Origin of the sequence: Pseudoalteromonas sp. Z1A6, from assembly GCF_011378745.1 — a bacterium.
GTDB classification, from domain to species: domain Bacteria; phylum Pseudomonadota; class Gammaproteobacteria; order Enterobacterales; family Alteromonadaceae; genus Pseudoalteromonas; species Pseudoalteromonas arctica.
Window position 1 is genome coordinate 1 of the sequence record NZ_WTKW01000083.1, and the last position, 13,778, is coordinate 13,778.

Here is a 13,778-nt window from a genome sequence, read left to right on the forward strand (position 1 = left end):
TTCTAGTACATACATCTCTTTTTATACAAAACATCAAACTTCTACTGGGATATAAAATTAAGCATGATTAAACAGGTTTTAAGAAATTTACTGTGTAGTTGTTTAGCTGTAATGAGCTTTAACTCATTGGCTCAAAGCAATGATGAATATAATAAGCTACTGATTGAACTTCAAAAATTAGTTTCTGAAAAAAAATATACTCAGGCTTATCAAAAAAGTAATAGTGAATACCAGTACCTGGGTGAACCCGTATACGATTTTTTACTAGGGGTTTCTGCGCTTAAAACAGGAAATGCGGCGCCAGCTGTATTTGCCTTTGAACGCGTGGTTGAAAACAACCCTAGATGGTATGAAGCTCGCTTGTACTTAGTTCGTGCTTATTTAACCGTTAATAATTTACCTGCTGCCGATACTCAAGCTTTAATACTGATTAACTCACCTAACACACCTAATAACATAAAGTCTTCAGCACAGTCGTTACTTGATACAACCACACTTAAAAAGCAAGAAGCGGGGCGTTCTTATAAGCAAAATATTGAGCTTGCCCTTGGCGTTGATGGCAACGTAAATGCGGGTACGGCAGAAAATACGATTATAATTCCTAATATTGGTGAGTTTTTGTTATCGCCAGAAAGTAAAAGTACGCAAGACAACTATGCGCGACTAAATTATAGAGGAAAGTACTCCCACCCTATAGATCAAAAGAGTTTAATCACTTTGAGTGTTAATACTGGGTGGTACAAGTTTGCAGAACTCAGCCAATACGATCGTATAAACGCGCACATTAATGCTGCTTATCAATATAAACAAAATGACATAAGTTGGTTTGCACAAGTATCGACGACTCCATTACTGCTTGATGGCGATCTTTATCGTACTGAATCAGCTTTAACAGCAGGTGCTAATTATAAGTTGAATAAACAAGTTAATTTATTTAGCTCTGCGACTGCTGGTGTTTTGAATAATAGGTTTGATGAAAAGCTCGATAATTCGTTTTATGCATTAAATGCAGGAGCTAGCTATGCAACTAAGCAATGGTTTCAAAGTTTAAGCGTTAACGCCAAAAACGAAAAAGCCGATATTACTCAAGGCGAATTTAATAGCCGAAATATTACGAGTTTTTACTACCAAGTGAACACTCAACTAGCTCAACATTGGCAGTTGTTATCTCTTGCTGGATACCAATGGATTAATTATAAAGATGATCACCCTTTATTTTTACAAGAACGTGCCGATAACCTTCTTATGTTCTCAACTTCTGTTCGCTACTTAGTTAATCGCGATTTAGCCATACAGTTGGCTGCCAACTATCAAGATAAATCCAGTAATATTTCTTTATTCGAATATGACCGTTTAGATATCAATTTAAGCGCTTCTTACTCATTTTAATTTAAGGTATTTATGAAACATTTACTCCCTGTAATTACCACTTTACTTTGTGTAAGTTTTTATACACAAGCAAATGATCCTGCTGGTAAAACTATTTTAGCGCGAGGCTCTGTACTAGCGGTTGATGGAAGCTCTGAACAACAACGGCAGTTGCAGCGCAGAGATACCGTTTTTGGTGTAGATCGCATTACGACTGGAGAGAAAAGCAAAGCGCAATTTTCAATGTCGGATGGTGGTTTAATCGCTTTAAAAGAAAATTCAGAATTAAATATTGCTAACTACGAATTTGATGATAATACCCAACAAGGTTCTGCTTCTATTGAGTTACTTAAAGGTGGCTTACGCTCTATTTCGGGTGTGATTAAAAAAAATGGCGGCTCTTATAGTGTAAAAACCCCCGTTGGCTCTATTGGTATACGTGGAACACATTTTGAAGTTCAGCTCGTTGAAGGCAATGTGTTTTTAGCTGTATGGGATGGCGCAATAGATCTAACACTCGAAAATAATAGTGTGGTTTCTTTGGGTGATAACGAGGCATTTTCGTTTGCACAAATTACAGCCTCTGGTGAAGTATTAAAAACGACGCGTGCGGCACGTGTGTTTGATCAAAATATAGTAACGATCGACCCTAAAGATGACAACGAAGAAGAGACTGAACAAGCATCTGTAACTGAAGTTGAAGTAAATGCTTTTGAAGCAGATACAGATACTATGGATATATATTCTGAACAACAATTTCAAACAGTTAGTAGCGCATCTTTAGTCGATCAAATAGCTCAGCGCCAAGGTGTATTTAACTATGAAGCATCAAGCTTTAATGTAAATTCGAGTGTGGGTGCTGTTACTGACTTTGCTATGACTATGGCTGTTGATTTTGATAATGGCACGGTACCTGATGGCGAAATTAGTTTTAATGACGCGGGCGGAAATTGGTATGCGGCTTACAGCGGTTTAATAAATTTAAGCGAACTTGACTTAGCCGTTACATTTGCATCCCACGGCAACAACAAAGCCGAGGGCGATGTTGATGCAATATTTTTGAATGACTTAGACAACATTACTGGCAACTTTAATCTTAACGAAATAAATAATCCTGATGTAAATGCTAGCGGTTCTTTTAAATTAGAACCATAAACACATTGGATACAAAGCTTTTATTATGGAGTATTTAAAATGACAGCAAAAAATATATTTTTGCTTGGTTCTATGGTGTTTTTGTTAAGTGCCTGCGGAGGCTCAGAAGAAAGCCCTGCTCAAGAGACAATACAATCACCTACGGCTGAAGTAGTACCGCCAACGGTGACTAGCTATATAAATTTGGCTGGTGTTATAGCGAGTAATCAAACCAAGAATACAAAAGTTTTAGGTGCTGTCACTTCAAGTAGAGGAGTAGTTGGATCAAGCATAGCTAATACACGCGCTAATATTGTTTTTTCACAAACAAACGAAACTGTGCAAGGCAACGTTTCTTTTTTACTTGAAGCTTCGGATACTGATGGCATTGCTGAAGTTAATTTAGTGCTCCCTAGTGTCAATAAAAGCATATCACTGTGTTCTTCTGATTGTGGTTTTGACTACGAAAAATCAATTATAGGCCTCAGCCCTGCACTTTATGGTGTAACTCCAGGAGAGATACGCCTAGAAATATGGATAACTGACACTTTAAATAATCAAGTCCTTGCTGATGCAATTACTTTTAACTGGCAACCATATCAAATTGAAGGTGTTACAGCTCAGCGAGACGAAGATAATATTAATCTTTCGTGGCAAGCTAACCCCGAACTTAATCGTTATAACGTTTATATTGCAACTCAAGCTGGAGTTTCATCTACTAATATTAATGAATTAGAAAACGGGCAACAATTTTTAAGTATTCAAGATACTGCATTAAGCATTACCGAGTCACTTACAGATAAAAGTTATCAAGTACTTATTACCGGTATTGATGGCAGTGGTGAAAGTGGCTTTGCTAATATAATAAACATAGCACCAGTGGGTGGAGAGCTTGCATTTGCACCAGAAGCTAATGCCGATCAGTTTCAGATAAATGAAGATCAAACTCTGCAAGGCAACGTTCTAACAAATGATACGAATCAATACAGTGGCGATTTACGTGTAAATGCAGATGCATTAATTCTACCGCAGCATGGCACCATTGATATAAATGAAAATGGGGATTTTACTTATATCCCTATTGCAAACTTTAATGGTGAAGATGCCTTTAGCTATCAAGTTGCTAACGAGCTAGGTATGACAGATACCGCAGTTGTAGAGATAACCATTTTAGCTGTTAACGACGCCCCTATTGCGCTTGATAATACTTATAACATTACAAACAATGGAACCTTAGTTGTCCTATCGCCTGGCTTACTTATTAACGATAGCGATATTGATTTAGATAACTTAACTGTTGATACAACGCCTGTTAGCGAACCGACAAGAGGACAATTAACCCTTTTTGATAATGGTAGCTTTGAATACCAAGGCGAGCAGAACATGCAAGGCCAAGACAGCTTTCAGTATAGAGTTGTTGATGCACAAGGTGCTCAGGCTATTGCAAATGTAACTATTGTAAGCTCAAACACTAACGTAGCCCCTGTAACAAAAAATGATAGCTATAGTTTAAGCGAAGATGAAACACTTGTGGTTACAGCAGCCAATGGTGTGCTTAGTAACGATACTGACCCAAATAATGACAGTTTTTCAGTTGATGAAACATTTATTGTGGCACCAACACATGGCCAACTATTATTAGCAATTGATGGCAGCTTTAGTTATGTGCCGGATGCTAATTTTAATGGTGTTGATCAATTTCGATATCAAGCTATCGACTCATTAGGTGCAACCTCTACAGCCACAGTAACTTTAGTAATAAACAGCGAACCTGATAGCCCTGTCGCACAAAATGATGCCTATCAATTTAGTAAAAATAAACTATTTGAAGTAACAGTACAAAATGGCTTATTAATTAACGATTTTAATATTGAGGCTGGCGATTTATCAGTTAACACCACGGCAATCAATGCAACTCAAAATGGCGAGCTTACATTAAAAGTTGATGGCTCATTTACCTACCAGCCAGACTTAGGTTTTATTGGTGTAGATAGCTTTACTTATTCAATTTCAAATGAGCAAGGCTTAACTGCAACAGCTCAAGTAACATTAAGTGAAAGCGGCGTTAATACTTTTCCAGAAGCCAATAACGATCAATTTACGTTAGACGAAGACAGCTCTGCATCTTTATTAGACGTGCTAGCTAACGACACTGATGCCGATGGCGATACGATTAGTATTTCGAACATAGAAGATATTGCTGGAGAAGCGACTATTGTCGCCGGAAAAATACAGTTTACTCCACCAGCAAACTTTTCAGGTGAGATAGTACTAACTTACACCATTACGGATGGCTATAGTACTGGTAATGAAGGTATAAACGACAGAACAGCAAGTGTGACGATTACCGTGACACCCGTTAATGATGCCCCTACTGCAACTACTGATTCAGCAACGATGAACGAAGATGCTCCTGCGTTATTAGTTAACGTACTAGCTAACGACTCCGACATTGATGGCGATACTCTTACAATAACAGCTGCTACTGCAGATATAGGTTCAGCATCTGTTGTTGATAATAAAATCCAATACACGCCTGCTGCTAATACAAATGGAACAGCAATTATTAGCTACACAATAAGTGATGGTAATGGCGGTACTGCAACTACAAACTTATCAATAATTATTACTCCTGTAAACGATACTCCTATTGCAAACGCAGACTCAGCGACAGTAGATGAAGATGCAGCGCCAATACTAATAAACGTATTGGCAAATGACTCTGACGTGGATGGTGATAGCCTCACTATCAGTGCTGCCTCGGCAAATACTGGTTCAGTCGCAGTGGTTGGCAATCAAATTCAATATACACCGGCACCCGACGACAACGGCGTAGCAACAGTTACTTATACTGTAAGCGATAGCAGCGGTGGTGCCAGTACAACAACGTTAACTATCACTATTACCTCCGTAAACGATGCTCCAATAGCAAACGCCGATTCGGCTACCATGGCTGAAGATGCAGCGCCAATACTAATAAACGTATTAGCCAATGACTCAGATGTAGATGGCGACAGCCTCACAATCAGTGCAACCTCAGCTGATATTGGCTCGGTCTCAGTGGTTGGCAATCAAATTCAATATACACCGGCAGCCGACAGTAATGGCTTAGCAACAGTTACTTATACCGTTAGTGATAATAATGGTGGAACAAATACTGCCACGGTCGCTATTACGATAACTGCCGTGAATGATGTACCTGTTGCCAATAACGATACCGCTACTATGGCTGAAAATGCAGCGCCAATACTGATAAACGTATTAGAAAATGACTCAGATGTAGATGGCGACAGCCTGGCGATCAGTGCAGCATCAGCTGATATTGGCTCAGTCTCAGTAGTTGGCAATCAAATTCAATACACACCGGCAGCCGATAGCAACGGCTTAGCAACAGTTACCTATACTGTTAGTGATAATAATGGTGGAACGAATACTGCCACGCTCGCTATTACGATAACTGCCGTGAATGATGCACCTGTTGCCAATAACGATACCGCGACCATGGCTGAAGATGCAGCACCAATACTGATAAACGTATTAGCAAATGATACTGACTCTGATGGAGACAGCTTGGTAATCTCTTCAGCCTCAGCTGATATTGGCTCGGTCTCAGTGGTTGGCAATCAAATTCAATATACGCCTGAAGCCAATACCAATGGACTTGCCACGATAACTTATACGATTAGTGATAATAATGGCGGAACCAATACAGCCACAGTGGCCATTACCGTAACTGGTGTTAACGATGCACCTGTAGCATCGGTTCAAAGTTTTAGTATTAATGAAAATGCTACCGATGGCGACATCATAGGGACTGTTAGCGCGTCAGATATTGAGAACCAGACTTTAACTTATAGTTTAACTGGCGGTAACACTGCTTTATTTAAAATTAATAGTAGCTCTGGTGTTTTATCAACCGCAGGTGAAAGCCCATTTGATTTTGAAACAACTAATCAATATATCTTAAATGTCACTATAACTGATGATGGCACACCTAATGAAAGTTCAAACGTTAACATAACCGTTAATATTACTGATGAAATTGAGCTTCTTATTCCAACTGAAGATGTGACATTTGGCCGCCTGATTACAGGTGAGCTTGATCTTTCAAACATTTTTTCTGGAGGTGAGTTTAAAGACAGTATTGAGCTTAATGGCAACCTTTATTTTGTTGGTTTTGTTGATGGCGACGATAAAGATATTATTGTTGTGTCTTACACCAACGCTGGCATAACAAATAATGCTTTTAATAGTAATGGAATAAAAATATTAGATTTAGATGATGATGAAGAAGCCACAGCTATTATTTCTGACGGTACAGATCTCTTTATTGCTTATTCTAGTTTTGACGGCACAAATACTGAAGCCTGCTTATTGGAAATGAATACTGCTGGCGTTGTAAGTACTGACTCTGGTGAGAATGATTCAGGAGTTCGCTGTACTTCACAAGCGAGTACTCTTGTTATTAATGACCTTGAAATTGATGACGATAAGATACTGGCTGTAGGTAAACGCTTTGATGGCACTCAAAACGATAGTTTATGGATACATTATAAAAAATCAGATCTAGATTTTGAGAACTCTACTCCAGCTATTGTCGATGTTAGCGGCGCTAATCGAGATGATGAAGGCTTTGCAGTTAAGAACTTTGATGATTCCGATTACTTAGTGGTTGGGAGTGTTACCAATGCAGAGGGAACAAAAGACTCTCTACTTCGTTATTTAAAATCTGATGGCGATAATGACAATAGCTTCAATGGTGGCGCAGCACTAACAATTGATATATCTGATAATGATAAAGACGACGAACTTTTTGCTGTAGGCGGAGTTAGTGATTCTGAATTTACTGCTTTTGCAGGTGGTTACATAACTCGTAACAGTGGTGAAAAAGAAGCCGTGGTTTTGGCTATTGATAAAACGGGTACTCTTATAACGAGTTTTGGTGATGCTGGTATAGCAATTTATGATATTGATGGTAATGGTGGAAATGGTAATGGCGGCGCTAAAATTACAGGTATTAAACACGAGCCTAGTAACAATGGCATTAGTTTGTCGGGGACGACTGGCGTATCAGCCTCAGAAAAATTATTTTCAGCACGGATTAATAATGAAGGTACTTTAGATAGTGCCTATGGCACCTCCGGCATTAATATAATTGATGGTATAAGTGGTAAGCAATTTGCCAACACTTTAGCTATCGACTCTAATGACACTCTTTGGGTAGCTGGTGTTAATGATGATTCAAATACAAAACCGTTTATTGCAGCAATAGACAGTCAAGCCACATTATTTAGTAACTTTGAAACGAATGGTTACTTTACCCTTAATAATTTAGTAGATGCGACAAACGACGAATCAATGCACGTTTTACAACTTAGCAATGACCCTCATGCCGGTAAGTATATTCTTGCATCAACGGCTAAATCGGACTCAATTACTAAGTTAGTACTAACACGCTTTACGAGTGCGGGTGATATCGATACTAGCTTTAGCGAAAGTGGCCATAAAGAAATTGCCATAGATTTGAGTAAATCGCGTGTTGCTCTAACCGAGCAAAGCGACGGCAATTTAGTTATTACAGGCTCTAAAAATAGTGAAAATGGTGAAGCGGGCTTTGTAGCTAAAGTTGATCAGTCTGGTAATTTAGACACTTCATTTGCAACAGACGGTGTATACACAACCTCTGTCAGTGGCGCAGAATTGGTAAACCTGACAGGTATTGCACTTGATAATAGCGGTAACATTATTACTGTTGGGTCAATCGTAATAAGTGGCACTCCTAGCCCAATCGTTATAATGTTGACGCCAGAAGGTACCCTTGAGCCTAACTTTGGCACTGGCGGAAGTATCATAGGCTCAGCTTTTGAGTACTATAACCGTGTACATACCGACAATGCGGATATTTTCATTGGCGGTAAGGCAGTATTAAGTGGCACTTCAAAGCTAATCGCATTGAAGTTAAGCTCAAATGGTACTGAAGTCTTTAAATATGTAGGTGAAGAAACCACAGATACCAACAATAAAATAGCGCAGATTTTAACTGACACAACGGGTAAGTTATATTTAATAGCAAACCTTATTGATTCGCCAAATAAAGCCAATGTTATTAGGTTGCTCGTTACGGGTGCGCTTGATACTAGCTTTGCCGTAAATGGTGTCGGTGAATATACTTTGGCGTCAAGCGGTAACACTGAGCTAAGTGGTGCAGCGCTCGATAGTAGCAATCAACTTATTTTAGCCGGCATGGCTAACAATAAAGGAATGTTAGCGCGTATTTTAACTGACGGTACCTTAGATAATACGTTTGGAGCCAGTGGTGCCGGATTTTATGAAGCAAGCCAATGTACCAGTACACATGTATTTACTTCAATCATCTTACAAAATGACACCCAAGTTGTTGTAAGCAGCACCTGTAATGACACTAACTCTAACAATGTTAGTATTTCTAAATTCAATTTTGTAGAAGATGGAGCTTAGCCTTAAATTATGAAAGTTGAATTTTTTGGTGTTAGAGGCTCAATGGCTTCAGCAGGAAGTAATACACACATTTTTGGAGGAAATACCTCATGTGTGTACATCGAACAAAGTAACGGTAAAGATCTTATTTTAGACTCTGGTACCGGTATTGTAGAGCTCGGTACACGTTTACTAGAAACACAAAGTCCTATCAATATTTTGCTAACGCATAACCATTGGGACCATATTCAAGGGTTTCCTTTTTTTAAACCTATTTACCAACCCAACCGCGATATAACTATTACTGTGGGTAACGTTGATGATAAAAAAAGCCAAGATGCCATATTAAAGCAAATGAGTGGTTCGTACTTTCCGGTGTGTTATCAAGATTTACCTGCCAGCATTACGCTTAATACTGATTTATCGTCTCAAAAGCAATTTACACTTAATGATTTTTTGGTTTCGACTGCTCCACTAAATCACCCTGGTGGTGGTACTGCTTATTGTATTAAAGCAGATGAAAAAAAGGTGGCTTACGTTACCGACAATGAGCTAAATCCGCCAGAAAAAGCAAACACAAGTATTAGCGAATGGGTCAACTTTATTGAAGGCGCTGATTTACTAATTCATGATGCTCAATTTATAGATGCAGACTTGCCTCTTAAACATGGTTGGGGGCATAGCACCATAGATCAGGTGGCTGAGCTTGCTATAAAAGCGAGTATTAAAAATGTGGTTATTATTAGCCACGATCCATCAAGAACCGATGAACAGTTATTGGCTATAGAAAAATATTTACACACGCAGTACGCTCAACAGGTAAAAATAGAGTGCGGCCGAGAAGGACGAGTTTTTGATTTTTAGTCTATCAAGGAGCGTTACTCATTAGCTCCTTAAAACCAATTACTTCAAAGCACTTTTTCATTGGCGCTGTTATTACATTATTAATTGCATCAATAGAGCTATTTTCAACTGGGTCGCTTGCAAAGTTAGTGAACCGCGTAGAAGGTATAATATACGACTCTCGGTTGTTACTAACACTTTCAGAGACGCCTAGGCGTATTGATGAAACCGTTGTAATAATTGATATCGATGAAAAGAGCATGCAAGAACAAGGACGCTTTCCTTGGAGTCGATCAAAAGTAGCCGACCTTGTTACAAAGCTTACTGATGCAGGTGTTATTGTTATTGCATTCGATATATTTTTTTCTGAACAGGAAGAAAACCCTGTTACAAAAATTATGTCTGAAATTCCTGATTTATCAAAAAAGTACACCATCCCCTTTGCTGAAATTACTAAACAAGTCGATGCAGACACAAAACTAGCAAGCGCATTATCTAAAAATGATACTGTTCTTGGTTTTTTATTAATTGATGAACAACTCACTAATCAAAACCTGCCAGCTAAAAGCAGTGTTGTGTGGGCAAATGCGGATCATACTAATTCACAGATAAACCAGTTTCCTGGTGCTATTGTAAATATCCCTCAGTTACAAAATGCTACAACGGGCACCGGTTTTATCAATGCACATAGCGATGAAGATGGCTTTATACGTAAAGCAGCTCTTATAAATCGAGTTGGCAATAAGCTCTACCCTTCTTTAGCACTTGAAGTTGCTCGACTTTATACCCTTGCTGAAAACATAGAAACCCGTTCCAATATATTAGATGGTATAACCTTATTCGAAGGTATAAAGTTTCAAGATAAGTGGATTCAAACTGATGAATATGGGCAAATATTAATTCCTTACAAAGGGCGTGCACATAGCTTCCCTTATTATTCGGCTACCGATATTTTGACCAAAAAAATTGGTTTAGAGGAATTAGAAGGCACAGTAGCCTTTATTGGCACATCGGCAATTGGACTCGCTGATTTAAGATCAACACCTGTTGGTTTACAGTATCCCGGTGTGGAGGTTCATGCCAATATATTTGAAGGATTAATGCACCCAGAGCTACTGCCATCTAAACCTAATTGGTCACTGGGAGCAAGTTTACTCATCATTGCATTAACGGGTAGCGTACTGTCGTTTTTTAGCCACGGTAAGAGCGCACGTTTTATTATAATTTTGTCTCTTACAGTCACAAGTGTCGTTATATTTTTAAACGTTTATTTATGGTCAGTGCAAAAAATTAGTTTATCTTTATTAATGCCCCTTTTACTCATCATTATATTAGCGGGTTATTACATCATTGTTGGTTCTATCGCTGAAATGAAACATAGCCGAAAAATAAAATCTATGTTTGACCAATATATGCCTCCTGAGCGTATAAATCAGATGATACTACAGGGCAAAAGTTTATCTCAAAAAAGTGAGCGAAAAAATATGACGGTGTTGTTTGCCGACATTCGTAGTTTCACTTCAGTATCAGAAAGTATGTCGCCTCATCAGTTAAGTGAATATTTAAACGAATATCTTACGGCTATTACCAAAATCATATTTGATCATAACGGAACTATTGATAAGTACGTAGGCGATATGGTGATGGCATTTTGGAATGCTCCACTAATAGATGAAAACCACGCTCGCCATGGTGTTGAAGCCGCTATGGGTATGATTAACGGGTTAACGCAAGTAAATCAGTTATTTGCAGAAAACAATCAGCCTGCAATAAAAATTGGTATCGGTTTAAGTACTGGCGATATGAATGTAGGTGATATGGGTTCGGTTTACCGTAAAGCCTATACAGTTCTTGGTGATACTGTTAATTTAGGTGCTAGAGTAGAAAGCTTGACCAAATTTTATGGCGTAGCTATTCTTGTTACAGAAGAAACGATGAACGAATGCCCTCATATTTCATTTCGTTTAATAGATAAAGTACAAGTTGTCGGAAAAACAACGGCTATACAGTTGTTTGAGCCTATAAATTTTACAGATAAGCTCGATGAAGAACAGTTAAATGAAGTTAAAAAATCACAGCAGGCCATGACGCTTTTTTATAATAAAAACTGGCCACAAGCGCTTAGCTTATTTAAAGAACTGCACAGCACGACCGTATTTAGCTCTGACGTTTATACCATTTTTATCGAACGTATTAAGGGCACTGATTTGCAAACACTAGCTAAGGATTGGAATGGTGCCTTCAAACATACTAAAAAGTAGTAAACATATGCGACAGCACATTAAAGACAAAACAAACCTTCAGCATTTTATCGATATTAGTATTAGGCTAACAACAGAAAAAAACTCGTCTAAGTTACTTGATGAAATACTGCAAGTTGTGATGTCGATAGCAAATTCTGATGCTGGCAGCATTTACTCTATTACCCCAAACAAACAACTCAAGTTTGAAACGGTAATAAATAAGTCATTAAATCTTTATTTAGGTGGCACTTTAGGGAGCCCTGTAGATTTTCCTAATATAGATCTTTTTATTGATGGCAAACCAAACGAAACAGCTATTGTTGCCCACTCTGCAAATTCTGGCGAAGTGATTAACATTCCTGACGTGTATGATGCCCTGCCCTTTGATATGAGCGCAGCTCGCAAAATGGACGCACGCACGGGTTATCGTTCTGAGTCCATGCTAACAATTCCTTTAAAAGATCATGAAGATGACATTATTGGTGTAATCCAGCTTATAAATGTAAAAGATGCGCAAAATAAAAACATTCCTTTTAGTGAAGAGCTTGTCACTCTAATTCGATCTTTTGCCTCTTTAGGCGCTATTTCACTAACTAACTCAACACTAATTAAGGGAATGGAAGATCTTTTTTCAACCTTTGCTGAAACAATTGCGATGGCAATAGATGAAAAGTCTCCTCATACCGGTGGCCATTGTAAACGAGTGCCAGCACTCACGTTAATGCTAGCTGATGCCGTACATGATATAAATAAAGGCCCTTTGGCTTCATTTTCGATGAGTGAGGCCGACCGGCATGAACTTGATATAGCAGGCTGGTTACATGACTGTGGGAAAATCGCGACTCCCGATCACATTATGGAAAAGTCGACAAAACTAGAAACTATTTTTGATCGAATAAAATATGTAGATGCTAAATTTGAAATAATTAGCCGAGATTTAAAAATAGCGTATCAGCAAAAAATCATCTGTGCGATGAAGCTGCAAAAACCTATCGAGGTTCAACAATTTGAACGCCTACTTGATACCGAGCTTAAACAGTTGGCATTAGACCGTGCATTATTACAGCGTGTGAATGTAGGGGGTGAGTTTTTAGGTGATGCAGAACTTGAGCACATTGAACGCATTGCAAACAAATACCAACTCGTTATAAATGATATTAATACACCATTGCTCTCAGCTGATGAAGTTGAAAACTTAACAATACGAAGAGGCACGTTAACCGAAGCCGAACGTGAAGTAATGAAACGTCATATGGATGTAACTAAAAATATTTTAGATGCCCTGCCGTTCCCTAAACACTTAAGCAATGTGACTGAATATGCTTTAGGTCATCATGAAAAACTTGACGGTACTGGTTACCCAAGAGGTTTAACCAAAGAGCAAATGTCGGTGCCTGCAAGGTTAATGGCTATTACGGATATTTTTGAAGCGCTATCTGCAGTAGACAGGCCCTACAAAAAAGCAAAACCGGTCAGTGAGTGTTTATTTATTTTAGGGTCAATGGTTGCTAAAAACCATCTTGATGCTGACATTTTTGCTATTTTTATTGAGTCGCAAGTCTATAAAAATTATATCAATGAATATGCTAACCCAGAGCAGCTAGATGAGGTAGATTTTGATAACTTACCCGGTTACACACCTATAAGTTAGCACCTATAAAGCCATGCCTTTATTCAAAATACGCTTATTACAGCCTATACCTATCCAAACAAAAAAATGCCACCTTACGGTGG

At 38.5% G+C, this 13,778-nt stretch carries 6 protein-coding genes; all 6 read left to right on the forward strand.

What is annotated here, in order from left to right:
• Positions 1-63: 63 nt before the first annotated feature.
• The 6 genes from GQR46_RS07420 to GQR46_RS07445 all read left to right on the forward strand — a co-directional run bounded on the left by GQR46_RS07420 (position 64) and on the right by GQR46_RS07445 (position 13,695).
• A complete protein-coding gene (locus tag GQR46_RS07420) occupies positions 64-1,389 on the forward strand; it encodes a surface lipoprotein assembly modifier (protein WP_165740584.1) in 1,326 nt (441 codons plus the stop codon).
• Between the two features lie 12 nt (positions 1,390-1,401).
• Entirely contained in the window at positions 1,402-2,523 is a 1,122-nt protein-coding gene (locus tag GQR46_RS07425; RefSeq protein WP_165728148.1) for a FecR domain-containing protein, read from the forward strand.
• 39 nt (positions 2,524-2,562) lie between these two features.
• Entirely contained in the window at positions 2,563-8,979 is a 6,417-nt protein-coding gene (locus GQR46_RS07430) for an Ig-like domain-containing protein (RefSeq protein WP_165740585.1), read from the forward strand.
• Positions 8,980-8,988: 9 nt separating this feature from the next.
• Entirely contained in the window at positions 8,989-9,822 is an 834-nt protein-coding gene (locus GQR46_RS07435; protein WP_165740586.1) for an MBL fold metallo-hydrolase, read from the forward strand.
• Positions 9,823-9,950: 128 nt separating this feature from the next.
• Positions 9,951-12,062 carry an adenylate/guanylate cyclase domain-containing protein gene (locus GQR46_RS20810; protein ID WP_346766798.1) on the forward strand — a complete coding sequence of 704 codons (2,112 nt, stop codon included), beginning with the start codon at positions 9,951-9,953 and terminating at the stop codon, positions 12,060-12,062.
• Positions 12,034-13,695: an HD domain-containing phosphohydrolase gene (locus GQR46_RS07445; protein ID WP_007586383.1), complete on the forward strand. Its 1,662-nt coding sequence runs from the start codon at positions 12,034-12,036 to the stop codon at positions 13,693-13,695. Before GQR46_RS20810 ends, GQR46_RS07445 begins: the two co-directional genes overlap by 29 nt.
• Positions 13,696-13,778 lie beyond the last annotated feature (83 nt).